Here is a 23,470-nt window from a genome sequence, read left to right as displayed (position 1 = left end):
CGCACGAACAGAAGTGTTCCTCGCGCTGTGTCTCCGACTCGTCATTGCCATCACCAACTACGAGCGAGGAAACGAACCGGGCTGTGAGAAACTATGAGATGGATTCTATGACACGCTCTTTTTTCCGTTACTAAAGAGGGTACTGGTCGGTCGAAGACACCACGATTTCCGCTGTTATCGGGGAAATCTGTTACGACTAATACAACAAATCGTTACTGAGATTGATCGACTAGTACAGTAACCCGGGGAGCAGTAGTGCTGAGTCAAGACTACTTCAAATAGAGCGACTACTGTTACTGCTGTCTGAGGAACTGACTTCGGGAATCCAGTAGCATCCGAAGACCAAATGAGATGGTAGTGTCTGGAGATATGATAGATGGACGACGTTAACGCCTGGACTACTATTTCTGATGTCGTTGGTAGAGCAATTCAAATCAAATTTGAATTATGACTGGAGCATACTTGTTAAATATTGCAAAATAAGATGCTTTACTACTTTCAATATTGCTAATCTTCAGTTGTCAGCACTGATTTGATAGGCTTCGGGCTACCCTGTTATATACTCACCTCAGAAATGGACACTTGCATGCCTGGTGAAGACGACACCGCGCAAGATAGCATCGACCTGACGATTAACGCTCTAACCACCGAACAGACCACAGCGAGTGCAGTGGCTAACTCGAGTTGTTCGGGTGCCTGTTGTGGTGGACCGTCCTGCAATTCGGCGCCAACCCCGGATCCAAGTTAACAGAATAAGGGCCATTGGATCCCGTTACAGAGTCCCACGTCAGCCATTGTGGAGAGCTAACATTCATCTACCACAACTGCACAGATACACGCTGCCGAATCTGTTGTGGGATTTTCACATCCCACATACTAAGCGTAATCGAATATATGATACGTACATTCTAAGCCAACCAATGACTAAGTCAGACGAATATTACCTTCCGGAGTACATCCGTTTCATCCGGATTGATGACGACCGTGGGGTACTGTCCGCACCAACTGAGAAACATGTTCTTGAAGGGGAGTCGGTAGCACTAGTTGCGGAAGTAGTTCCGTTGCTCCGTGAAGGAACAACTTCAGATGAAATTGCGAATAGATTGCAGATCCCTGAATCGACAGCAGAGCAGCTGTTAGAACGGTTGTCTGAGACTGGCTTTGTTCGTGAGCAAGCCGGTATTAACGATGACTTCCTCAACTGGGCTAGCAACCGGCCCGCTGACACTCAGGCTCGATTGAATGATACTGATGTTACATTACTGGCTCAGACCGGTGTTCCTACGACCCCTCCCGAGGTACTCACGTCGTCAGTAGAACTTTCAGTTATAGATTTGCTATCAGATATCTCATCTAATGGGGAATCACCGGAGTTGCTGGTAACGGTAGCTGCGGGCGAAGATCCTGCATTCCATCAGGCCGTTCTTGAAAAAACGTGGTCTGATAACATCCCTTGGCTCCCGATTCGATTGGTAGGTTCGGTAATCAAATTCGGGCCATATACGCCACCCAAAACTGATGCCTGCTACAATTGTTACTACCAGAGACTTATAGCAAGCGCCTCTAACAGGCAAATAGAACAACGTGAGCACAGCGAACAAGAGCAGGAGAGCGACCGGATCTACCCATCTGTAGTTGACTCGTTAGTCTGGTCATTAGCTCACGTTGAACTAATTTCGATTGTTGCGCCTGATAGGACTCCACAGTCCACCGGTGCCGTTGTTGAGGTGGATCCACTGAATATGGACTTGACAACGACCGATGTGCTTCGCCTCCCGGGGTGTGAGATATGCGGAACGAACTGACAGCACCGTCAAGAGAACGACTCCATACGAAGCGTGATGTCCCGATAGATATCGCAATTGAGCTTGGAAAAGAATTTGTGGACCCACGGTTGGGCCCTATTGTCGGATTTACTGAGCGGACCCCAAACTCAATAGAGACAGGTAATGTCTTTCAGTATGTCAGCAAGATACAGGAGACAGCAGCGTTCTCGCCGAATGGCCTAGAAGACCCTGATAACACTGGCGGATCGGCGATTAACCGTGACGAGGCCAGGATTGCCGCTATCGGCGAAGCGGTGGAACGATATTGCTTATCGCTTTCTGATCCTGATGATTTCATCACGAGTCGCTATGATGGCTTGGATCGACGAGCAATGAATCCGCTGGCGATGAATGCTTTTAGTGAGCGCCAGCTTGATGGAATGAGTTTAACTCGCGACGATATCCGCATGTCAGAGTACCACTGGACAGCAACACGAGAGATGGTTTCAGGGAAAATGACTCTTGTTCCCGGGCAACTCATCTATCTGCCTTTTTCATCGCCGACAACTGTTCGGTCGCCGATGACGACTGGTGCGGCGGCAGGGATGGATTACGAGTCAGCGTGTTATCGGGCTCTGTGTGAAATTGTCGAACGAGAGTGCTTTATTATCGGTTACTTGAATAAACTCCAATTTCCAAAAATTGACCTCTCTTCAGTTGAGGATGAGGGAGTTGCAGCCTTCCAGAAGGAACTCGAAAACCGTGGAATGGATGTTCATGTCCTCGACATCTCCTTGGACCACCCAGTTCATGCATGCTTGGCGATTGCCACTGATCATGACCGTCGACCTGGTGTCTGCTTAGGATTAGATGCAAGCGTTGACATGACTACTGCAATTCGGGATTCCCTTCGTGAGGCATTCCAAATAAGCACCTGGGATGCCTATGAACAGACCTTTGACAGTGATACATCGACGATTCAAACACTCAAACAACGCGCCGCGTACTGGGCCCCACCCGAACGTGTCAATGAACTAGATTTCTGGCTGGAAACAGACGAGAGAACGGGTCTTAAACAGCCCATCTGTGACCGTTCCGATGCACTTGCGACCCTTGAAACATTCCTGGAAGATAATGGCTACTCTTGGTATGTCGCAGATGTAACTACACCTGATATTCGAACTCAGGGATTCAAAACGGTCAGTACAGTTATCCCCGAATTCCACCCACTCCATCTGATTGAATCATTCAAATACCTCGGTACTGACCGGCTATATTCCGTCCCTGTTGAGACTGGCTACCTGGCCGAACCACGCACAGAATCGGAATTAAACACCATGCCACATCCGTTCCTATGACCTCACGTAAGAACCTCAACAACATACCGTTGCACCGAACGTATCACGAGAATAGTAAAAACCTCGAAATAGACCCAGTCGACAAGTCTGAAGCCCCTCAAGACTGGTTTGAAGTTGAATATAAAACATATGACCGAGGGGAAAAGATAGACCTCCCCTGCCCGGACCCTGTTGAGACAGTCCCACTTGAACGCACGATTGATACACGTCGATCTCCAGTAACATTCGAACCTACGAGTATTGGCCGCGAGACGCTTGGACGATTGTTAGCAAGGACAGCAGGAATCACGGAACGAGGCGAGACTGACGATGACCACCTCAGGGCGTACCCTTCGGGAGGGGCTCGATACCCCCTTGAGCTCTACACTACTGTTCTCCGCGCTAAACAGGTTGAAACGGGTGTATACCACTATGATGTCCGGCAAAATGCATTAAATAAGACCCCACAGGACGATGTTCACGAGTTTTCGGAATTCGTCTACGGGTCCCTCGAAAACGCTGTAATGCTTGTGTTTGTAACTGCAGACCTCGAGCGGACTACAAAGAAATACGGTGAAAGAGGTTACCGATACGCAAATCTTGAAGCAGGGCATGCGATGCAGAACCTCTGTCTTGTTTCCGAAAGCGTTGGTCTTGGGTGTCGACCATACGGTGGATTCCTTGAGGATCAAGCCGATGAGTACCTCTGCCTGCATGGGAATGAAACTACCCTCTACGTTGGAGCTGTTGGTCGTCCAGCTACCGCCTCCCAGCATGACAACAATGAGGATGAGAGCCGATGACAGCGCTTGACCGTCTACGAGATGAGACACTCCACAAAGAATTGCGCGCCGAGTTCCACCAGCTCGTCACAGGAGTAATTGTTGATCCGAATTTCGAATTCGAAGTCCAAGACATCGAGGTCTATGATAGACAATCTGCATACTCCTCTGATATAGAGTACGAAGTGGTGCTCCGTGTGATGACGAACAACAGGTCTCAGTTACTTGGACAAGCTACACCGTTCAATGTAGGTGGATACAGAGGATATTTTTCCCTCCTTTATAGTGGATGGCTGACCTCCTACATGGCTCAAACCCGTGATATAGATGAGCGTTTTTTAGTCAGTGTTGATGCAATCCAACGCTCTACTATCAACGATGGCCCCTTCGACCGCTCAATTTCACTGGAAAAAGCGATTAAATCCGGTATTCTGGCTTCTGATAGCGAACTAACGTCAAAGATGGAACAATATGGAATGGATCACCTTGTCTTGGGGGGAGGGGCTGCGATTGCAGGTCCGCTTCCTGGTCCGATTCAGACTATGGAGATGCTGTGTGAACGGTATGAGATCGACTCAATTCTAGATATTTTCTGTGGCTCTGCTGCAATGTCTCGTGTTGTCCTTGAACAGGGGGGAACTGATGCTTACTGTATTGATTTGGATTGTTCCGGTGCCCGCCAGAACCTTGCTGCAGATAGCGATCTTGTCACACTCCACGAGGGAGATTTCTTTGAATTGCCGATACCGGATCGACAGTTTGATATCGCTGTTTTAGATCCATACTTTGATCTTATACCAGAGGTAATTGAAACACGCCTGGAAGATATAATTAAACATACCGATCAAATACTGTTAACCGCAGGGTTTCCCTCTGATGGATACTGGATCGATCAGATTGAAGCTAAACTTGCATCCAAAGTTGAATCGGCTGAGCGCATTAACACAGGACGTACTATCCAACTGCTCGGGCATACTTAAAATAAAAATTTGAATATCGGTGTAGTACAAAACGAATCCGAACGTTGATTTGAATATATCTCTGTTGCAAAAAAAGCAAAAGAATATCACGGATCGTATTCTACGTATAAATATGAGCAACGATAAGCCGGACAGACTCGACCTGTCGATACGTCAACTATCACCGGATGATGGAGGCAGTCAACTAGATGACGCATCCGGAGCAGTGTTGAAATGTGGCGGTGGCGGTGGGTGTGGTGGCGGAGGTTGTAGTTGCGGTGCCGATGTGACGAACTCCAACTGATTAAAACCGCTAAGATGGCTGTTCTGCAGGTGCCAGCTTCATTAGCGTCTGCTCTCAAGTTTTGTTATTCGCTACTAATCATGTGAGCCTATCACAAGCCATTATTTTGTATAAGAACACCATGAATGTCAAATATGGCTTTTGACAAGGGGGAAGCCTCAGGAAATTCTAATCATGATGGAGACCCACCGGCTGATAACATTATAGTTGGGTCCGACAATCCACAGAAGAGATCAGAGATCATTAGCAATGAGTTTGGAATGTTTGGTGGTGCTCAGTCAAACGCGCGGCCTTGGTTCATGGAATTGTTTGCGAGTGGGGTCAACAACAATGATTTGATCGATACCTTCCCCAAGGGTGCGTTCCGTAGAAGTAACATAAATTCATTTATTTCCAAGGGAATGATATATGAAAAAGAAACGGATGAGGGTGACAAGCAATACGGGTTAACTGAACTCGGAAAAGAGTTTGAAGAAGGATTTAGAACTCTCGCCCGCGCCGCACAATATCGCGTTCCAGTTGGTCGACTACTTCGTGGTTTTCCAGACCAGACTCGACACATACCAGACGATCCGGCCAATCCGGAACTCCGCTCTCAGTGGCTTCCACCGTTCGATGCGTTCTCCTTCGAAGCGGTCAATATCCCTAATGACGACTGGTTTGAGGATGGGTCTGCACCGACTACTATCCAGTGGGAAGAGGATCCGGAGGCGGAAACTATACCACGCCAGAAATGTCGGCGGTGTTGCTCGAATGCAACGAAAATAAAGATATTCACCCCGTGGCTCGTCCCTTCGCTTCCGGTACTCGAAAACTACACTCAGACTGATACTGAAGTACAAATGATCCTCGGTCCACACGGGTTGAACAACTCCGGTGATGCAAACACTCTGGATGAACTCATTGATTTGAACGATCCGACTGACGATATCCGGATCCGGGGACTTGAACTTCGTCTCCCATACCTACTCGGGGTGTTTGAATATGACACAACTGAGGAAAGCACAGTATTCCTCTGGGGGAAAGGCGCGAAGTCAGACAGCTATCATGTGACGATGAAGTCCACCCACCCAGATATTCTTGACTGGGCTAACGAGTTGTTTGATACTGTCGCACAGTATGACCGATCTCTTCGGAAAATTGATCGCAATGGGTAAATCAAATAAATCAATCCATCGGCCACAAGCTAAGTCCACAACTGAATTACTCTCGTGCCTTGCAGAATCTCCCGATACATATGCATATTTTATGGCTCTCAATGACTCAGAAATAAATCCTGAGCGCGCATTTAAAGAAGAAGAGGCGCATCTCAACAAGCTTGTAGAATACGGGCTTGTCAACGACGATCACGACGACTACACTCTAACAGAATTCGGAAAAGAAGTCCACCACGCCTGCTCCGCTCTAACGAACGTTGCAACCACAACTCAAGATTGGAGCCCTCTATTCACTGTACTACCTTCGTGGAATGAGACAGTTATTTCGCCGTCATTCCTAGAGGTGGCTGATTGCGTATCTGGATCAGCGTTTACCGGGAACCAAGGTGCTGAACGGTTCTTGCGCGGTGTCCGAGAAGACAGTGATGCAGTGCTCATTGATCCCCTACCACCTCATCGAGCTGTTTTAGCTGAAGAAGAAGTTCGAGCTGAGGTACTCCTAACTGAGTCTTCGGTTTCGGAATCCACAGTTGATGACTGGTCCCCTTCTGCCTCTCAGCCGATATGGTACCGCTGGACGCAACCTGAGGATATAGCGGATAATGTCCTATACACCGTAGAAAAACGGACAACGAGCGTCGCTGTTACAGAATCTCAGTTTATGATTTACGCTCACGATACTACCGAACCCCACCAGTCCGTGCTCGCGGTTGCTTCAGCACAAGATGTGTCCAACTTGGCTCATGAGTTCCGTTCGCTGAAATCGGCTTGTTCTCGTTGTTCAGAATAAATCAGTGGCCTAATTCAAATCGGATTTGAACTTGCTTCTTACCGTGAGTATGCCCTTAGCAAAAGTGGGCACCTATGAAATCTAAACAGGCGTACAGCCTGTTTTTCGCTTGTAACGATTATCTTATTTGTCCTCGAATTCGACCGCTCTCAGGGCTTTTTACCGATATTCCCCGTTCGCTCAGTTGATGTCACGACGAGTTGCAAAACGTCCGAGCACTATTCCGTTCAACAGCACAGCTCTCGCTCTGGCAAAGTTTCTGGAGGTGAGAAGCGAATGAAACATCTGCGCTCACCGATTTTGGTGCTGCTCATTCTCTGTGCGCCCTTGGCTGGCGCGATGAGTGCTTCTGGCAGTGTTGTTATCGCTAGTCAACAGTCTTCTGTTGCTGGTGCTGGATTGCCCAGTACTAGCCCTGATGAGGCCGTTGACCAACGGGCACGCGCTCTTGAGAGGTTAGCCGAACTCCAGAGGCTCGACGAGAGCCCGGTGGTTTCGGTTGATCAGAGTACTATCACCACGGTGCGTACGCGGATTGAGCAGGGAAATATCAGCTACAGTCGCGCAAATTATGACAACGCCAGTGAGCACTGGCAGGTGGCTCGTGAACAGGCCCGATCTGCGCTCAACCGGCATTACAACCTCGGCGCGCATCGATATCTCAACGCGACTATTGACTACTTGGACGCACGCGAGGCAGCTGGGTACAACTCCGCAGAGATGTCTCAGTTCCGTCAGCAGGCCCGGCAGATTCGAGTAGAAAATGCTAGTGGCCTGCAGGAGACTCGAAACCGCTATCAGACGGCGAAGGACCTCAACTCCACTGTTGAGTCGGAACTACCTCCTATGCAGACCGTCCGCTGGGCGAATCGCCTGACTCCGCTGCGGATGTCCGCTGCCGTTGTGACCGGGGCGTTGCTCGCGCTGCTGAGCATCGCTGGCTATCTCGGATACCTCCGAGGTAAAGGCCAGACACCGGACTCTGCCGACAACGACGACGACGGCGATACTGAGACGACGGAAACCCCTTCGCCCCTTCGGTGAGGACAATACATGACTGACCTACATAACACGATAGATTACCTGAAGAACAAGCTCAAAAACAACGACGGCGCGAATAAAGAGATGCAGACCGACGGCGGTGAGATGGTGGTCGACTCTGCCGACGATCTCCTCGAAAAGACGAACGTCGGGCAATTCTACCCCCCGAACACGTTCGCCGTTGCCACCGCCGAGTACCGCGAGGCGGCCGGCGAGCGTGTTGGCCTATATATCCCCAGCGAGGGGGTGAAAGACGAGGAGGGAGAACTTCTCGATGTCGACCTTGGTCGCAACCTCCTGCGCGTCGAGGACGTCGAACCGATTATGAAGCCTCGCATAGAGAAGGCGCTACTGGCCCTGTCCCGAGAGGCCGACCACGCGTTGGTGCCTTGCGCACTCGGCACCGGGTTCCCCTTGTACAAGCTCTGCGATGTCGACCTCGCCTTCGAGGGGACCATCGATGTCGTGATCCCGTCGCACAAGACGTCTCCCAGCGGCCTGTACAAGTACCCGCAGAACGCGATTCTCGCAGGTGCCGGTGTGGCGATGATGGATGCGCCGGCAATCCTTGTCGACCACCGAGCGCAGGAGGTCGGCATGGAAGCTGTCACGCCAGAACTGGCCAAGACCCTTGCCGTGATAGCCCACACCGACGTGGCGAACCGCGGATTCGGCTACTGGACCATGGCACTAGAAACGGTCCCCCGTGGCGGCCGCGCCGACATGGACCTCAACCCCGCAATCCAGCGGGCCGCGAACTCGCTCGAGCCCTGGTTCTCCGCGACCCAGTGGGCTCCGTGGGCCCTCGAAAACGGTGATATTGAGGCAGATGAATCTGCCCCCACCCTTGCTGAGGCCGACAAGTTCGCTGTCGTCCCTGAAGATGTCGAACTGGGGCAGCACGAGGACCTCCGTGTTATCTCTGCCCCTGTCGAGAACGCCTACTGCGTGGCGTTTTGGCCGCTTGACGCGAACTGGATCAACCAACACGTCCGCCAAGCAGGTGCTGACTACGTGGACGCCGAGATTCGCGACTCGAGTTCGCCACTCCACCAGGTATGGAAATCTCACGCAGATACCTTTGGGATCAAGAAGAGTTCGGCAGCAATCGGTCGCTGGGAGAAGTTCTGGACCGAGCACATTGGTCCGCGACTCGAGGACGAATAGCCTGTACACCGATTCAGTCGTAATTTCAGATATCAAACCAATGGTAGACGATATTCAACTCATCGACCTACGTGACGACGAAGACGTGCAGAGTGACGAGGCGGAGGTCCAAGCACAGACGGCTGAGCGCCAGTCTCAGGGACTGCCACGGCCACACGTTGGCGCTCGAGAGGCGGTTGCGATGATGATACTAACCGGTGCCCTCCTCATCGGCGTGGGTGTGTACGGTATCTCCACCGGGGAGAGCGCCTCCCTGTTGTGGCTCGTCGGTGGGTTCTCCTTCTTCGGGGAAGGCTCCGACGATGAAGCTGAAGCGAGTGAACCCGCCGAACAGGGTCGTCTGGATGCTGTTTCGCTCAGTGACGTTGATGCCGTAGATACCGTCGAGTCAAGTTCCGACGCACCCACGGCGTCATCCGCCGTGACCCGATCCCGTCCGGAGATGTCCGTTGCGGAGGCCGATGGCGAGCGAGAAGTCGATACGCTCGTCAAGACGCTCATGCGGGAGGGAGAAGAGCACCCGCTCCCGGACGCCAGCGGTATCGTGGCGCCGATTCGCCGCCCTATGGCGGCGACCCTTGAGGGAATTCCCCAGGAACTCACCGTTCTCCGTCGGGACGTCGGCCCCGTTCTGGTTGGGATTACGTACAACGAAACGACGGTCGACCGACTGTCGGCTGTCTACGACACCATGCTGGTCGTGGCCCCCCATCATGAGGACGCCCTGCAGGAAGTGCTGAAATACCTGCCGGCGCTCATCCAGACCAACGGTGTCTCCGGCCTGGGCTCGGCTCGGACGTTCACTATTCCGGCGCCAGAGCCGCCGGGTCCCGAAGCGGCGAGTCAAGCAACGCTGAAGGACCTCCGTGGTCACAAAGGCGAACCACTCCACCCGCTCGCCCGGGCTGAGCCGGATTTCATCACGGTGTCCGCGCCACCGGAATGGACGGATCGGGCACGCGACATCCTCTCGTCCTACGCTCCAGTCATCGACGTTATCGAGTGGGACGCCGAGAAAATTCACGTTGCGGGGTTCGTCTTCGATAACGCAATCGAACTGCCGGACCACATCGTGGAACACGACCAGGCAGGCAATGGGAGCGAGGACCCGGTGGCAGAGGGAAATGAGTATTCCCCCAGCTCTGGTTCCAGGCCTGACGGTTCTGACGCAGGTGATCGACCAGAGACCGATCGGGGGGTAACACAGAATGGCGGTGCACCCGAAGTTGATACCGGGGAAGACACCTCATCCTCGGCCGCCACCGAAGGCACGGAGGCGTCATCGCGAGCTGGTCGGGAAAATACGACTCCACCGGGCCACGAGACTATGCCCGACGTTGGTCACGACACTCCCGAAACGACTGGTGGCAAGCCAGTTTCCGGCGGGACTGTCGACGGTGAAACCGACGATGATGGAAGCCCTGTCGGGACGGCAATGGCTCCTGGGGACGCCCATGGCCGGCCGGATGACAGCCCGGATAATTCCTCGCCGACTGCAGACGGGACTGATCAAGATATGCCTGTTCAAGGCGCTGAACAGTCGTCTGAGAGCCATGACGACTCCCCCTCAACTGGCCAGTCGGGCCCCGAGAAACGGAATTCGTCGGCTGACTCGCACGCTGGACGGCCAGTGGATGAAGACGGCAACGATGCTGACTCTGGGGACGCAAAAAATAGCTCGCAGTCACCGAGTGAGGAGGCTCCGGAAACGGACGATGAGGTGCCGGATTCCGGTAACACCTCCGCTGAAACCCCGAATCCACCTGAAAATAGCAGACCCGACGACGGGTCTTCCGGTGAAGATGGTGCTCTACCACCTGCGGGTGCCGATATGGACTTCGGTACCGATACCGGCCCCGGGCAGACGCCATCAGACGACACCTCGAAGAACCCCTCTTCAGATGGAGACGACGACTCGACGTCAGACCGGGAAGGTGGCGGTGATTCCGATACTGCGTCACATTCGTCGTCCGGCCGTTCCGGTTCGACGGGAGGGACCCCGAAATCTGGTGACACCGATGCCGGAGATGACTCTGCGACCAGTTCTTCAACGGCGCCTGATGAACCCACTCCGGGGACGCCTGACGACGAGGGCCCGACCTCTTCGGTGGCACCAGGCCCCAGTTACGATGCGGATGACGGCTATGGTATCGTTCCGTTCGGTGAGGCGCCTGCGTCGTGCGACCCGTCAGTCGTGGACGTTGCCGAACACGTCCTGAATGAACTGGCATACCAGGCGACCGCCACGCCAAACCGCGAGGTTTACTCGGTCGTCTATGCCGACGAAGATGGACTCATCCGCCACCACCATGTCATTGACCATCCTGACTTCCTCAAGAGTCGGAAAAAGTCGATTTCGTTCACCTCCGGGTTCTTCAAGCACCTCCGACTCCTCGCGAACCAGCGTAAGGATATTGGCCATCGGCTAGCCGGTGGATGCCACTCCCATCCGGTTAGTGGCCGCCCATTTCAGAGTCCAGCGGACAAGCGGTTCACCCAGAAGATCTGGCAGACACAGCGGAACACGGCCTTCGTCATCGGTGTGAATGGAGGCTCCGGCCCCGACGAGTGGACGATCACCGACGATGGCAAGGAAGTGAAGCGTCAGTTGAACGAGTATCTGGTCCGCATTCGTGCATTCTCGGGGGAAACCGAACCGAAGCAGATTCGTCTTCATCAAGATATGGGCCAATGAGATTGGCTCTTCATTCTCACCTCTTCGCGGAGATGCTGCTGACCAAACCACTTGTCTATAAGATCAATTATGACCCACAACACGACACACGTCCTCGCCCGTGACGCAGACGGTTCGTCACTGTTACACGATACCAAGAACAGCATCACGATTAGCCAGAGTATTGCTTCGGAACTGGAGATTGTCGAAGGCCAGCAAGTCGCCCTCGCGAAGCCGAACGCTTCACCACAGCGTGTCGCTACTGGTCGCTACATCGCCGCGTACCACGTGGCCGCGATTACCGACTCAGACGACGAACGCGTCGAACTGGGCCCCAATGGCCGGCAATACATCAGCGACGAGGGCGACTTCGAGGCTGAACTCCGTGACCAGGTGCCCGATAACACTCTTACACTCCCGGAGGCTCGCCGGCGCAACGAGTTCACCGAGACGCTCCATATCGACGACTACACCAGCGACATTCTGGTGATGGCGTACCACGGCGGCGACATCGAGGCAAACACCACTGAGAGTGCCGACTGGTTTCACAAAAAGTGCAAGGAGTACGGCATCCCCACCGATGTCTACACAGCTCGTGGCTACGGGAAGGAAAACTTCGGCCGCTGGCACGTCGGATCCTCGTCCATGCATCTACGTTCGTTCCCAAAGCTCCGGGAGGTTGCTGCCCGTCACTACGACCTAGCCGTTTCCTTCCACCTTCACGATGTCCCAAACAATGACGAGAGTCCGAAGGTACTCGTCGGTGGACGGGCTGGGTCGGACCTACGTAACCGAGTCGCCGGCCGGCTCGATGATGCGCTCCCGTCGAAATATGACTACATCACTGATCTGAGCCAGCATTCGATGATGGGGGCGAGCCACGAAAACATCGTCAACTGGATGACTCGGGACGGAGCGAGTGGTCTCCAGATAGAAGTCACGCCCCGAATTTCGCAGATCCACCGGAAGACGGTCGGCCGAGAGGTCGCATTGGCGGTACTCGCATATCTCGGAGGGGAGAGCCCATGACAGCACTCCATACAGCGAAACCCGTTCTCGGCGCGGTGGAGACGGCCACTCTATTCGGAGCCACGGACTCCGCCGAGGTCGATGCCCGAATCGATACCGGTGCCAAACGGACGTGTGTCGACCGTTCGCTAGCCGAGTCAATCGGTATTCTACAACCAATCGATGAGGCGGTGTTCCGGTCGAGTACAGACGATAGCGATACGCGCGAGATCATCCATCTCACAGTGGTGGTCAAAAACCAAAAGCACGAAATCAAAGCCAGCGTCACTGACAGAGCGAACTTTTCGGCACCGCTCCGACTCGGTCGGGACGTGTTGCGGGGGTACCTCGTTGACGTAGAGCAGTAGCCATGAGATACGAGAAACACATGCGGATTGGTGTTGCTGCCCACGCTGTCGCTGTAGTAGTGTTTGGCCTCAGTACCCAAGCAGGGCTCCCTCCGGTCGTTATTCTCGGCGCTGCCGGTGGAAGTCTGCCAGCGACATTGATTGGAGCGGCAGCTCCTGACCTCGATGAGCCGAATTCCAAGCCCTATCGGTATTTTTTGCCCACCGTGACGTGGCTGGTGATCGGTGTCTCCTTTGTTGTTCTACATGTGAATCTCCGACATCTCGTCACTCTCACCAACCGGTTCGTCTCATCGCCGCTGGCAGGTCCACTCGCCGGAGAAGCTGCCGTCGTACTTCCCTTGCTTCTGGGGTGTGGGACGTACCTACTACTTCCAGAACTCTTGCAAAAAATGGACCATAGAGGGCTCTGTCACCAGATTCCGACCGGCGTTGTTGTCTCCGTAGGCCTCTACAGTGCCGGTGTGACGCTTCTTGCTGCTGCGAGAGCGCCGTACCCTCTACTAGTTTCAGGTGTGTTTGCTGGTTCGTTTCTTATCGGCTTCTGTAGCCATCTGTATGCGGACGGTCTCCTCCGTGAGCGGCGCGTCTATATTGGTCAGTCGCTGGATCAGGCACTTGATGCGTATATTCCCTGGTGAAATCTCCCTGTATTCAGCAGATACGTATCGGTTGCAGTGGGTTAGCTGATATAGACACTCAGGTGATGAGTCGGCATTGCCTCATTGTTAGCTTAGACCCTAACGTTCTTATTGTTAGGGTACAAACTAACAGTTATCGATGGGCGATGATGTCGTGGTGCTGGAAGATGAGATTCAGGCCTACGATGACGGAACTGTCGCTCGCGTACGGTCCTCGAGGTTCCCGAGTCTAACCAGTACCCAGACGGCGTGAAGTACGCATTCCACTACGGTGAGGCTGGTGCGGCGGACCCCATCATCCGGTTCGACAACCACCACGGGCCACATGAACTGCACATCGCGGGACAAGTCTTCGAACTCGAGTTCGATGGACTCCAGCCACTGTATCAAGCGTGGCGTGCTGCACTCCCGCCCGAGAAACGCATCGACTGGTATCAACCCACACTCACACACGAACCCATGACCCGAACACTCCACATCACGATTGGTACGCGCCCCGACCGTAGCGGCCTTGAGGAGACCCTTTCGGCTATCGACGCGGGGGAAGACGTTGAAGCAAACCCGTCTCGACTGAGTATCGAAAGCCTCGCGACGTTCGGCCGTCTCTTCCGACCGACGAATCTGAAACTCTTAGAGGCGATCGTGGAACACGAACCGGACAGCATCCGTGAACTCGCCCGCATCGTCGACCGACATCCTCCCGAAGTGACTGAGAACGTCCACGAACTTGCTGACTATGGCCTGATCGAACTCACGGATGAGGGACGAGCGAAACGGCCCACCGTCTGGTACGATGAATTCGAGTTTTCCGGTGACGTCCCACTGCTGGGACTTGACACCGGCAGTGATACGCCAATTGCCCCGTAAGATTAGCCCTCGCACTGCAGCACCTCATTTTCAGTATTCGAATATATCGGCGGTCTCAGAATCCGCCGGTAGCGGCTTCGAACTGCTGGCTCCCAATTGCGCCCCCTGCACGCGCGGGTATTAAATAGAGTGAAGGGGGGAGGGGGATGGTACGGACATTCCTTGCCGCTATTTCGCTGGTGCTCACTCGCGTCGTTTCCCCCGAAACACTCTAGGAAATCCGGCTAGTTAACTTGACATATACGGCTATGACTAACCACGATTCACAGACTACGATGCACGAGTGCCAGGCCGAACTGGTCGCTGCGCTCGATTTGGATGACTTCTCGCCGGACGCCTACACGTCGGCGTCGTATCTCGAAGCAGCCCTCGAGGCTGGCTTCGATGTCGTCGACCTCGCCACCGCACACGATGTCTCGAAGCGCTCAATCTACCGGGTGCTGGACCGCCACGATATCGACTACGAAACGCCGCCGAAGAACGGCCCCGCCCGCCGGCTCTGGAACGCCCATCCCGACACGGTGCCGGGTGACGACTGATGGGTGTCACTGAGACCCCCGACGCCAGCACCGACCCGGCGCTGGTGGAGACACTCCAGGGAATCGAGGAGGGTGATGTGCTCGTGGTCAACGACGACACACGAACGTGGGACGTGACAGATGTCGTCGAGCGGACCATCGACGACCCGGCCGACGCCCGCGAGTCCAAGCGCGTGCTACGCCTGAACAGCAGGTCCTCGGTGTTCGGGTTGAAACTGGTGAGCTACGGTGAGCACTACGAAACGTCGCTCCACGCCCTCGAGTCGCCGGACTGGACTGAAGACGGGCAAGCCTTCGATGTCGACGAGATAGAGGTGCTGAACCAGCGGGTCCCGTGGGTGGTCGTCAGCGGCGGCAAGGCCAAGAAGTACCATTTCCCAGATCCGCAGGCAGCCGCCTACGGCGAAGCCGAACCCGCTTGTGGCGCTGGAAACCAGGGGTCGACGTACCGGATTACCCGGTGCAATTCGGTCGTGCCCGCCTATTCCGGGTGCAAGGACTGCCTACGCCACGCGAAACCAGTTGCGCTGCAGTCTGTCGAGTGTCCAGCGTGCTCGAAGTTCATCTGCCAGGGTGTCCTCCAGCGCGTCGAGTCGGCGGCTATTGAGGGCCTGTCGATTTCCTGTCCACGGTGTGGGTTTGAGGGCACAGCTGGGGTTTCCTTCGAGCACTGATTGTGGCTGACCAGCCTGACATGGTCTGTCACCAGATAAACCTCATATGACGATATAGAATCTCTACCCTGCCTACAGAAATTGCTATAGTAAATCCTATAGCTTATCCTATATGGGGCGGTCCCCTATTTTAGCGAGATTCTACTGGCCGCCGTCAATATTTATCGGTTGCTATAGCAGCCGCCACCACACCGATAGCCGGAGTTTTATTCCCAACTTTTCCCACAGTCCTTGCAGTTCTTCATTCCGTGTGTTCGGGTCACGTTGAAGCTACCACAGCGAGGGCATTTGGGATTCCGTCCCATGCGCGAGTGATTGTTCTGCCGTCTAAAATAGCTATTTTCCTATAGCAAATTCTAAAGTCAAGTCTACAGCGTATCCTATAGGGGATTCTATAGGCCCTTCGTCGCTTGCCTTCGCACCGCTTCCCGGACGGCTTCGAACTGCTCTGGGGCTGCTTCTTGGAAGCCCACTCGCAGTGCCAGCCGAAGGACCGAGCTTCGATCAATCTCAGTCTCCTCGATATCGAGTTGTTCCTGGAGGCCATCACCGACTGCATCCAGATGTTCGGGGTTGGCCTCGAGCGCCCGGATGAACGCCGCAAGTTGACCATCCCACACGCTGACCGTTTTCTGCTGGTCGCCGGCGTCAATCGCCTCGAGTTCATTGACGATATCATCGACGAGGTTTTGCCGGTCTATTTCCTTCGCTGCGGAGTCCAGCCGGTCGCCCTGTGAGGTCTGAGCTTTGAGGTCCTCGAGATCGGGGTCGTCACTCATCGGTCTCACTCTCCAGTTGTTCGACGAGGGCTCCTGCGGCTTCGAGATAGGCCTCACGAGCTCGGTCTGCTGTCGTCGAGGGTTCAGCTATCGCGAAGGCAGTCTCACCGCTCTCGGCCGCGTTGCGGATGTCCTGCGAGTACGGGACGTATGCAGGCGCAATCGCATCAGGATATGCCGTCTGGAACGACTCAAGATATTCTTCGGCGAGATTGGTCCGCGTATCGACCTTGTTTGGGAGAACGAGCGAGAGATCGATGTCAACCGCGAAGTTCTCCGCGATTTTCTCGAGGTCCTCGCGAAGAGCGTTCGCCTGCTCAGCCTCGAATGGCCCCATCTCAACAGGCGTGATGACATGTCGAGCGGCCCACAGGCCGTTGTAGGAGACGTTATTGGTCATACCCGGCAGGTCGATGAGGACGACATCGTACGAGAGCGGATCGACGTATTCATCGAGGAACTGCTCGAGGCGACTGTACCGCTCGCGGGCGTCGTCGATGTTGCCGAGTTCAGCGTCCAGCGTATCTAACCCTGGGTGGGCGGGGATGAGGTCTGGTCCCTCATCAGTCGCGACGACTAAATCAGCGACCGCATCGTCACCAAGCTTCCCGGCGATGGTGTCCCAGGCATCATCGAAGACCGTGCTGATGTTCGGCCATGCTTCGTCGCTGTCAATCTGATCTCGGTAGTGGCTCCAGACTCCGAAGTGTTTAGCGAGGTCGCCCTGTTTCCCAGCGAGGTCAATCAGGAGAACATCGTGGCCCTGTTCGCTGAGAGCGACGCCAAGGTGGGCCGTTGTGGTTGTCTTGCCGGTGCCGCCTTTGTCGAGGAACGCGGCGGCGCGTAGTGTCTCGGTCATGTGGCTATAGTAGTACCTATAGGATACTCTGTAGGCATAAATCTACGTCAGACATCCGTTGAAGATAGACTATAGTAAATTCTATAGCCTTTCATATAGGGCTGTTTGTGCGTGATAGGCGGTCCGAGTTCACCGTCACAGGCCAGACAGGCAGACCCGTGACCGTCCGCTAACGATGCCACGGTGACCTGGCATCGGTTACATCCTAACCGCTGCTCGTGGGTATCATCCAGAGCACTGTGAGTCATCACCGGTTCTCCGTCTGCGGGAGAAGGGCCCCTACAAAAAATCTACAGAACCTCTTCGGTGACAATGTCAAAAGCTGCGTCCACAGTGCCAGCACGAGTACTGATACGGCGGAGTGTCCTTGTGATTATACGGCGTCCGGTTGTTGATTTGTCCACAGTTAGTCGGTCGTAATCCCGTATGCGTATATGAACACAATACTCGCGATGAGAAGGTGCTTGAATCCCACGTGAGGCTGTAGTGGGGAAGTCGTGAATGGGAGGGCAGTCCAAAGCAGGACACCGACGCAACTGCTTACTATCCCATTCCACGCGATTTTCGCCGCGATATTTTCTTTCCAATCTTCTAGACAGCGCACCCATCCGATGTCGAGAATCCCGAGAGCGGGTACCAGGAACGCGTACCAAGAAGCGCTCCAGACAGACACCAAGATGCCGTTCGCTGATTGTGTAGTAAAGGGAAGTTGGCCGATGTCAACTCCGAGCACTGAGGCAGGTGATAGTATCAGCAGCGGCTCGGTGTGAACGACCACGCCGACGAGCACCATACTGACCGCGAGTGTTCCCACCTGCCCTTTGTATCCAAAGACAGTGTCCGGACTATTCCCTGTTGTTCGTTTGTACCCACGCTCAAGGACGTAAGCCACAGGAAGTGAGTAGACAAACAAGATTGGGAAAAACAGTGCTGACGTGTAGAACAGGCTTGGTGCGACTGTGGTGGCGATGGCGTATGACACGGTAAAGAGCGTCAACAGTAGGAGGTCTCCTAATGGGGACCAACGCTCTTCGTCAAGGTTCTCTGTAGGGGAGTTCCCTGTATTGTCTACACTCCCCTCGTCTAAATTGAAGTCGTAGAGGGCTACCCCCACATACAGGCACGTTACACCAGTGATGAGGCCAGCACCTTGAAGCCAAGAAATCGGATGAGATAGCCCATTCACCAAGGCAGCAGGGGTCAAGCCAATTATGCTCGCGATGAACGCAGTCGGACTCTGCCACTGTCGGAGTACAGCGGTGAACCTCTCTCCCGAATACGAGATAGCATTCAGTAGCTGGAAGGGCGCTAATCCTAACGAGTAACCTTTCACTCGCGATTCTCGAACCTTCCCAGGTCTGAAGAACCCATCACAAACAGCGTGGATAACTCCAGCAAGGAGCGTAATCGTCGTGTATAGAATGGTTTTCGGGATGGTCCGCCCCTTGAACGGGTTCCGATGGTCTGGCCGGTCACCCCAAAACAGAATTCTCGCACAGGTCACCACGCCCTCCCAGTTCAGTGGTTTCGATTGTGATTGTGGGTGATTTTGGCCGCTGGACTGGGACTGGTCGTCAGACTGGGTGTCGTCGTTTGATTGAGACGTACCGTGAGATTGCGTTCGAGTCTTAGATTTCGATGTAGACTGTGACCTCGACGTAGTTCGCGACTGTCGTTTGCCGCCCTTCCGGCGCTGACGCTCTGAACGCCAGTCCGATGCGTTTGACCTTTCGGACGACTCGTTGGTGTTCTCGGTTCGTTCCTCGCTCGGTTTTCGATATGTCTTCCTAGTATGTTGTTGATGATACGAGCGTTGGCTGCGACGTCGAGTGCCCGAACCCGAGTCTTGGTTCGACTTTTTGTGTCCCGTCTGCGTCGACTGTTGGCGGCGCTGAGCGAACTTTAACAGTATCTCTTTCGCTTCTTTCACCTGGAGAAACTTCTCGGTCGCGTCAGGGTCGTCAGAAATATCCGGGTGGTGAGATTTGACGGCCGCTCGGTAGGCCTCTTCAATCTCATCCTCGCTTGCACCCTTTGAGACCCCGAGGATGTCGGCTGCGGTACTACTATCCATATTAGCTTCTCAATCGTGGAGAGCTGGCAGATCGTCCTTCATCTCCTGCACTTCACTATCGCTGAGTTCAAATTCAGCATCGATCTCAATACCTTCTCGGATGTCGTGTTGTTCGTCCACAGCCTCGACGTGGATAATGCCCTCAGCGTCGATGTGAATGCTAATCCGGTGACTGGCTTCTTCGCGTTCCTTCGGAGGATATGGGCCGAGAGTGAACTGGTCAACCAATTCATTCTCTTCAAGCGTCCCGGAGTTCCCTTGATATATCTCGAATGTAGAGTGAGTCTGGTAGTCTTCGAGCGGGGTCGTAGACACTTCTGTCTCGGCTGGAATAGACTCGTCTTTCATGATGAGGGGCTGGAAATAGAACTCCTTCGTTTGAGCGTCACCGAGCTTCACTCCGACGGTCTGCGGGAGAACATCTACTAACACGGGCTGTGACCCGTTTCCAAGCACAGATTCTTCTGACGAGGATTCTGATTTGGGGGTGATAGCAGTCGGAGTAGACGATGGAACTGGTATTTCCTGGCTGATACAGGCCTGTGCTGTAGCCCCGAGTGCGACGATAGTGTCAGGGTTGATTCCAACTCTGGGTTTTTGACCGAATAGTTGCTCTACTGCATTCCGTATGGCAGGCATTCGAGTCGACCCACCAACCAGAATCACATCGTCGATATCCGCTGGCGAGACGCCGGTATCTCTGAGAAAGTCTTTCGTGATGTCCAGCGTCTCTTGCGTTGGACCTGCAGTTATCTGTTTGAACGTATCCCTGGTGAGCGTTTCTTCGAAGTTTGCTGTACTCCCATCTTCTAATTCGACGTACGGGAGCGAAAATGTAGTCGATTTCAGGGAGGTCAACTCGTGTTTCGCTTTCTTTGCGGCTTCAAATAGGCGAGATTCTACAGTCGGGTCGGCTACGTCTGGCTTGCTTCCGTGACTTTGTTCAATCTGGTCGATGAGCCACGAAACGACCAACCCGTCGTAATCGTCTCCGCCGAGGTCGGCGTCACCGTCGACGCCCTGAACCTCGACGACACCGTCGGTGATATTTACAACAGAGCAATCGAACGTTCCGCCGCCGAGGTCGTAGACGAATACGGTCTTTGAAGAGCTGGATTGGAGACCGTATGCCAGACACGCTGCGGTCGGTTCGGAAATTATTCGGTCAACTGTGATTCCGGCAATTTCACCGGCCTTCTTTGTAGCCTTCCGTTGTTTCTCCGAGAAGTAGGCAGGAACCGTGATGACTGCATTTTCGAGAGACTGGTTCAACTGGGCTTCTGCGTCTTGAATGAGCTTTTGGAGAATGAGGGCACTGATGCTTTCAGGGCGATGAGTCTCGTTCCCGAGAGGGAACGTCTCGTCCTCCCCCATGTGGCGCTTAATCGACTGGATAGTGTCTTCGGGGTTGCTCACCGCTCGGTTCTCTGCTTGTCTCCCGACGAAGACCTCGTTCGACTCCCAGTCGTAGCTTACGACAGAGGGCGTTTTGCGGTCTCCCCGCTTGTTTTCGAGGACGGTGAAATCGCCGCTGGTTGCGGTGGCGATGACACTGTTCGATGTTCCAAGGTCGATACCGATTGGAAGTGAAGTATCAGTCATAAGAATACAAATTGGATGTCTATGATAGTGTAACCTACTGAATACTCGGTAAAATATTTTATTCTATAATCAGCATCCCAATAACCACGTGGTAGATACTTTCTCTACATGGTTGGAACTGCAGCCCTCTCAGGTCAATCAGCAGATACGTTTACTAAGTCATTGCTTCAGGCGGACGAATAAAGAATGAATGACCGTCAGAAAGCAGGTCGCGTGTTGGCTAACCAACAGTGGGCGGGTCCACATTATTCGTTGGTTAGCATTTACTCTCTGCACCGTCGCGGCCACGTGCTCATACCCCATCTTCACGCCGTCGGCTGCAACGTCAACTCAGCCAACGCCAGCTCACGCAGTACCTCTGGCGGCACACCCTCAGCGTCCCGAAGAACGGCATCGAGCGTTCATTCACCGTACTAACTCGTGCTTGGCGAAAGCACGTCCACCGACTCGATTGGAACCTCGGCTCGAATCACCCGAGCGGCACGCCAGACCCGCCGTCGTTCTTCAACGATACAACTCATGCCCCAACACCTCGGACCAGATTACTGACCAAGGACCCGCCGATATCAGGGCCGAGTTTCGGAGTGTTATCGAGGGAGTATAGACCTGAGAACACTTGTTCTGAGCGAAGCTCTCACTCTTCTTTCTCAAACGAATTCCCCGGCAGTCGAGGCCAGAGAATTCCACTGACCCAGGCCATATACGGCGCACAGAGTGTCACAATGACGCCGGTGACCAGACACCCAATGGCAATCCCCAGGTAGATGCCGGCCGGGAGGGCCGATTCCGCGAAGAGTTCGAGCGCGAATCCCACATAGATCGAGAACATGACGGTGCCGGTGAGCAGCATGATGAACCCAAAGAGCGCAAGCGCGCTTGGGCCGGTCCGTGAGTGCTTCTTCAATAACTTCCAGAGGTCCGCGTAGAATCGACGCACTGCCATCGTTGTCTCCGTGTGGCCGGGATCGTAAACATCGACGTTCCAGCCATAGGTGGTCTGGCCGTCGCGACGGTCAAGCCACTCGTTCATCTCCTGGGTGTGGTTGCTGATCGTCGTCGTCGAACAGTCGAATCGCTCGGCGAGTTCCTGCTGGGTGTATTGCCGGCCGGGGTTGGCGTAGAGCAACTCAGCGATGCCGAAGAAGGTCTCCTTCTTCGCTTCGAATTCTTCCTCAAACTCTGACGGCACCTGCGCCATGCCATCCGGTTGAATAACCGGACAAATAAAGGGATGAGCTAGAGGGTTGACGATGAAACAGGGGCCCCTTGATGGCCGTCAACCCCCAGTAGCGACTCTCTAAACGGTCTACCCGGTTTTAGCCCCCGGCGAGTGTCCGTTGCGGTGTCGATGGTTGATGACGAAGACAGTGCACGACGTTGCACATCGTCAGAACATGTATTGAACACTGATCAGAACCTGCAGCGCGGACAGAGTGACGGCCGGTTCATACTCGGAGCTTTCGTTGTCGTTGTCATCGCAGGCCCCCTGGCGACGGCAGCCATCGATATACAATCGAGCCTGGCTGCTGTACCCGGGTTCTCGTGGCTGTCTGCTAGTTTCATTGCGCTATTGATTGTCAGCGTGATAGTGGCGGCAGCGCTGGGGATTGAGTAGATGCGTATGAGTGAGGAAAATACCTGGAACACACTCTTCGAGTGCTTGCAGGCACAGCCTCGCCGCCGGCTGCTGACCGGGCTCGCTGCTTGCCAGCCCACTGAGACGGTCCATTTCACTGAACTTCGGGCCGACGAATCAGCACCGGGGACACCGATCCACGCCGAGTACGTTCATAACCATCTCCCAAGGTTGGCCGCGGCTGGCTACATTGTGTGGGACGAACAGACCCATGAGGTCAGTCAGGGCCCACAGTTCGCGGAAATCGAGCCGTTTATCGAGTTGATCCAGACCCACAGCGAACGCCTCCCGGACGGCTGGGTGTGAGCCGTTGGTAGCGACTCGGCGTGACGAGGTGGCTTGGTCCGCACGATACCAATCAAACTGTGGCATCGCTGCCAGACTGGATCAATGCCGGAGTCGACGCCACAGTTCAGCTAGCCCGAGGTGAGGCGTTCGCAAAGGAG

The 23,470-nt window shown here is 54.2% G+C and carries 22 protein-coding genes and 3 pseudogenes; 18 read left to right on the top strand and 7 right to left on the bottom strand.

Annotated features, from left to right (window positions below; all coding sequences use genetic code 11):
• Positions 1 to 920 precede the first annotated feature (920 nt).
• The 16 genes and pseudogenes from VI123_RS18340 (at position 921) to VI123_RS18270 (ending at position 16,074) form a co-directional block, all read left to right on the top strand.
• Positions 921 to 1,805 (top strand): TOMM precursor leader peptide-binding protein, encoded by an 885-nt coding sequence (locus tag VI123_RS18340; protein ID WP_336339515.1) that lies wholly within the window; start codon positions 921 to 923, stop codon positions 1,803 to 1,805.
• A complete protein-coding gene (locus VI123_RS18335; protein WP_336339514.1) occupies positions 1,790 to 3,124 on the top strand; it encodes a YcaO-like family protein in 1,335 nt (444 codons plus the stop codon). The genes VI123_RS18340 and VI123_RS18335 overlap by 16 nt, the downstream gene beginning before the upstream one ends.
• On the top strand, positions 3,121 to 3,906 hold the full coding sequence (locus tag VI123_RS18330; protein ID WP_336339513.1) for a SagB/ThcOx family dehydrogenase: 786 nt from the start codon (positions 3,121 to 3,123) through the stop codon (positions 3,904 to 3,906). The genes VI123_RS18335 and VI123_RS18330 overlap by 4 nt, the downstream gene beginning before the upstream one ends.
• Positions 3,903 to 4,865: a class I SAM-dependent methyltransferase gene (locus tag VI123_RS18325; protein WP_336339512.1), complete on the top strand. Its 963-nt coding sequence runs from the start codon at positions 3,903 to 3,905 to the stop codon at positions 4,863 to 4,865. The genes VI123_RS18330 and VI123_RS18325 overlap by 4 nt, the downstream gene beginning before the upstream one ends.
• A gap of 417 nt (positions 4,866 to 5,282) precedes the next feature.
• Complete coding sequence (locus tag VI123_RS18320; RefSeq protein WP_336339511.1) at positions 5,283 to 6,305, top strand: hypothetical protein; 1,023 nt, start codon at positions 5,283 to 5,285, stop codon at positions 6,303 to 6,305.
• Positions 6,268 to 7,095, top strand: a complete 828-nt coding sequence (locus VI123_RS18315; protein ID WP_336339510.1) for a hypothetical protein — start codon at positions 6,268 to 6,270, stop codon at positions 7,093 to 7,095. The genes VI123_RS18320 and VI123_RS18315 overlap by 38 nt, the downstream gene beginning before the upstream one ends.
• Before the next feature lie 276 nt (positions 7,096 to 7,371).
• Positions 7,372 to 8,139: a hypothetical protein gene (locus VI123_RS18310; RefSeq protein ID WP_336339509.1), complete on the top strand. Its 768-nt coding sequence runs from the start codon at positions 7,372 to 7,374 to the stop codon at positions 8,137 to 8,139.
• A gap of 9 nt (positions 8,140 to 8,148) precedes the next feature.
• On the top strand, positions 8,149 to 9,303 hold the full coding sequence (locus VI123_RS18305; RefSeq protein WP_336339508.1) for a hypothetical protein: 1,155 nt from the start codon (positions 8,149 to 8,151) through the stop codon (positions 9,301 to 9,303).
• A 40-nt stretch (positions 9,304 to 9,343) separates the two neighbouring features.
• Positions 9,344 to 11,998, top strand: coding sequence for a hypothetical protein (locus VI123_RS18300; RefSeq protein ID WP_336339507.1), 2,655 nt, complete (start codon positions 9,344 to 9,346; stop codon positions 11,996 to 11,998).
• Between the two features lie 69 nt (positions 11,999 to 12,067).
• Positions 12,068 to 13,006 (top strand): poly-gamma-glutamate hydrolase family protein, encoded by a 939-nt coding sequence (locus tag VI123_RS18295; protein ID WP_336339506.1) that lies wholly within the window; start codon positions 12,068 to 12,070, stop codon positions 13,004 to 13,006.
• Complete coding sequence (locus tag VI123_RS18290; protein WP_336339505.1) at positions 13,003 to 13,353, top strand: putative ATP-dependent zinc protease; 351 nt, start codon at positions 13,003 to 13,005, stop codon at positions 13,351 to 13,353. The genes VI123_RS18295 and VI123_RS18290 overlap by 4 nt, the downstream gene beginning before the upstream one ends.
• A 2-nt stretch (positions 13,354 to 13,355) precedes the next feature.
• Complete coding sequence (locus tag VI123_RS18285) at positions 13,356 to 13,994, top strand: hypothetical protein (RefSeq protein WP_336339504.1); 639 nt, start codon at positions 13,356 to 13,358, stop codon at positions 13,992 to 13,994.
• A gap of 139 nt (positions 13,995 to 14,133) precedes the next feature.
• Positions 14,134 to 14,426, top strand: a pseudogene (locus VI123_RS19345) (toxin-antitoxin system TumE family protein); the annotation flags it as partial.
• 27 nt (positions 14,427 to 14,453) lie between these two features.
• Positions 14,454 to 14,861 carry an HVO_A0114 family putative DNA-binding protein gene (locus tag VI123_RS18280; RefSeq protein WP_407067023.1) on the top strand — a complete coding sequence of 136 codons (408 nt, stop codon included), beginning with the start codon at positions 14,454 to 14,456 and terminating at the stop codon, positions 14,859 to 14,861.
• Positions 14,862 to 15,136: 275 nt separating this feature from the next.
• Positions 15,137 to 15,400, top strand: coding sequence for a hypothetical protein (locus tag VI123_RS18275; protein ID WP_336339502.1), 264 nt, complete (start codon positions 15,137 to 15,139; stop codon positions 15,398 to 15,400).
• Positions 15,400 to 16,074 (top strand): hypothetical protein, encoded by a 675-nt coding sequence (locus VI123_RS18270; protein ID WP_336339501.1) that lies wholly within the window; start codon positions 15,400 to 15,402, stop codon positions 16,072 to 16,074. Before VI123_RS18275 ends, VI123_RS18270 begins: the two co-directional genes overlap by 1 nt.
• 392 nt (positions 16,075 to 16,466) lie before the next feature.
• Here the strand turns inward: VI123_RS18270 and VI123_RS18265 are convergent, their stop codons facing one another.
• From VI123_RS18265 to VI123_RS18240, 7 genes and pseudogenes are all read right to left on the bottom strand, one after another.
• Complete coding sequence (locus VI123_RS18265; RefSeq protein WP_336339500.1) at positions 16,467 to 16,853, bottom strand: hypothetical protein; 387 nt, start codon at positions 16,851 to 16,853, stop codon at positions 16,467 to 16,469.
• The gene (locus tag VI123_RS18260) at positions 16,846 to 17,712 is read right to left on the bottom strand and encodes a ParA family protein (RefSeq protein ID WP_336339499.1); all 867 of its coding nucleotides are present in this window, start codon (positions 17,710 to 17,712) and stop codon (positions 16,846 to 16,848) included. The genes VI123_RS18265 and VI123_RS18260 overlap by 8 nt, the downstream gene beginning before the upstream one ends.
• Before the next feature lie 406 nt (positions 17,713 to 18,118).
• Positions 18,119 to 18,826: a hypothetical protein gene (locus tag VI123_RS18255; RefSeq protein WP_336339498.1), complete on the bottom strand. Its 708-nt coding sequence runs from the start codon at positions 18,824 to 18,826 to the stop codon at positions 18,119 to 18,121.
• 780 nt (positions 18,827 to 19,606) lie between these two features.
• A pseudogene (locus VI123_RS19340) lies at positions 19,607 to 19,786 on the bottom strand (DnaJ domain-containing protein); the annotation flags it as partial.
• A 9-nt stretch (positions 19,787 to 19,795) separates the two neighbouring features.
• Entirely contained in the window at positions 19,796 to 21,388 is a 1,593-nt protein-coding gene (locus VI123_RS18250; RefSeq protein WP_336339497.1) for an Hsp70 family protein, read from the bottom strand.
• A 273-nt stretch (positions 21,389 to 21,661) separates the two neighbouring features.
• A pseudogene (locus VI123_RS18245) lies at positions 21,662 to 21,909 on the bottom strand (hypothetical protein); the annotation flags it as partial.
• A 113-nt stretch (positions 21,910 to 22,022) separates the two neighbouring features.
• Positions 22,023 to 22,586, bottom strand: a complete 564-nt coding sequence (locus VI123_RS18240) for an HTH domain-containing protein (protein ID WP_336339496.1) — start codon at positions 22,584 to 22,586, stop codon at positions 22,023 to 22,025.
• Positions 22,587 to 22,736: 150 nt separating this feature from the next.
• Between VI123_RS18240 and VI123_RS18235 the strand changes: the two genes are divergently transcribed.
• Both VI123_RS18235 and VI123_RS18230 read left to right on the top strand, forming a co-directional pair.
• The gene (locus VI123_RS18235; protein ID WP_336339495.1) at positions 22,737 to 23,003 is read left to right on the top strand and encodes a hypothetical protein; all 267 of its coding nucleotides are present in this window, start codon (positions 22,737 to 22,739) and stop codon (positions 23,001 to 23,003) included.
• Between the two features lie 6 nt (positions 23,004 to 23,009).
• Positions 23,010 to 23,330 (top strand): hypothetical protein, encoded by a 321-nt coding sequence (locus VI123_RS18230; RefSeq protein ID WP_336339494.1) that lies wholly within the window; start codon positions 23,010 to 23,012, stop codon positions 23,328 to 23,330.
• Positions 23,331 to 23,470 lie beyond the last annotated feature (140 nt).

The organism is Haloarcula sp. DT43 (genome assembly GCF_037078405.1).
In the GTDB taxonomy this organism is placed as follows: domain Archaea; phylum Halobacteriota; class Halobacteria; order Halobacteriales; family Haloarculaceae; genus Haloarcula; species Haloarcula brevis.
Note: the sequence above shows the minus strand (reverse complement) of the source record. Positions and strands in the feature narration are given on the sequence as shown.

What these genes read in the sequence shown, in the direction of transcription:
- VI123_RS18340 (WP_336339515.1), top strand. Translation starts at nt 921, where the DNA reads ATGACTAAGTCAGACGAATATTACCTTCCGGAGTACATCCGTTTCATC.
- VI123_RS18335 (WP_336339514.1), top strand. Translation starts at nt 1,790, where the DNA reads ATGCGGAACGAACTGACAGCACCGTCAAGAGAACGACTCCATACGAAG.
- VI123_RS18330 (WP_336339513.1), top strand. Translation starts at nt 3,121, where the DNA reads ATGACCTCACGTAAGAACCTCAACAACATACCGTTGCACCGAACGTAT.
- VI123_RS18325 (WP_336339512.1), top strand. Translation starts at nt 3,903, where the DNA reads ATGACAGCGCTTGACCGTCTACGAGATGAGACACTCCACAAAGAATTG.
- VI123_RS18320 (WP_336339511.1), top strand. Translation starts at nt 5,283, where the DNA reads ATGGCTTTTGACAAGGGGGAAGCCTCAGGAAATTCTAATCATGATGGA.
- VI123_RS18315 (WP_336339510.1), top strand. Translation starts at nt 6,268, where the DNA reads ATGACCGATCTCTTCGGAAAATTGATCGCAATGGGTAAATCAAATAAA.
- VI123_RS18310 (WP_336339509.1), top strand. Translation starts at nt 7,372, where the DNA reads ATGAAACATCTGCGCTCACCGATTTTGGTGCTGCTCATTCTCTGTGCG.
- VI123_RS18305 (WP_336339508.1), top strand. Translation starts at nt 8,149, where the DNA reads ATGACTGACCTACATAACACGATAGATTACCTGAAGAACAAGCTCAAA.
- VI123_RS18300 (WP_336339507.1), top strand. Translation starts at nt 9,344, where the DNA reads ATGGTAGACGATATTCAACTCATCGACCTACGTGACGACGAAGACGTG.
- VI123_RS18295 (WP_336339506.1), top strand. Translation starts at nt 12,068, where the DNA reads ATGACCCACAACACGACACACGTCCTCGCCCGTGACGCAGACGGTTCG.
- VI123_RS18290 (WP_336339505.1), top strand. Translation starts at nt 13,003, where the DNA reads ATGACAGCACTCCATACAGCGAAACCCGTTCTCGGCGCGGTGGAGACG.
- VI123_RS18285 (WP_336339504.1), top strand. Translation starts at nt 13,356, where the DNA reads ATGAGATACGAGAAACACATGCGGATTGGTGTTGCTGCCCACGCTGTC.
- VI123_RS18280 (WP_407067023.1), top strand. Translation starts at nt 14,454, where the DNA reads ATGACCCGAACACTCCACATCACGATTGGTACGCGCCCCGACCGTAGC.
- VI123_RS18275 (WP_336339502.1), top strand. Translation starts at nt 15,137, where the DNA reads ATGCACGAGTGCCAGGCCGAACTGGTCGCTGCGCTCGATTTGGATGAC.
- VI123_RS18270 (WP_336339501.1), top strand. Translation starts at nt 15,400, where the DNA reads ATGGGTGTCACTGAGACCCCCGACGCCAGCACCGACCCGGCGCTGGTG.
- VI123_RS18265 (WP_336339500.1), bottom strand. Translation starts at nt 16,853, where the DNA reads ATGAGTGACGACCCCGATCTCGAGGACCTCAAAGCTCAGACCTCACAG.
- VI123_RS18260 (WP_336339499.1), bottom strand. Translation starts at nt 17,712, where the DNA reads ATGACCGAGACACTACGCGCCGCCGCGTTCCTCGACAAAGGCGGCACC.
- VI123_RS18250 (WP_336339497.1), bottom strand. Translation starts at nt 21,388, where the DNA reads ATGACTGATACTTCACTTCCAATCGGTATCGACCTTGGAACATCGAAC.
- VI123_RS18240 (WP_336339496.1), bottom strand. Translation starts at nt 22,586, where the DNA reads ATGGCGCAGGTGCCGTCAGAGTTTGAGGAAGAATTCGAAGCGAAGAAG.
- VI123_RS18235 (WP_336339495.1), top strand. Translation starts at nt 22,737, where the DNA reads ATGGTTGATGACGAAGACAGTGCACGACGTTGCACATCGTCAGAACAT.
- VI123_RS18230 (WP_336339494.1), top strand. Translation starts at nt 23,010, where the DNA reads ATGAGTGAGGAAAATACCTGGAACACACTCTTCGAGTGCTTGCAGGCA.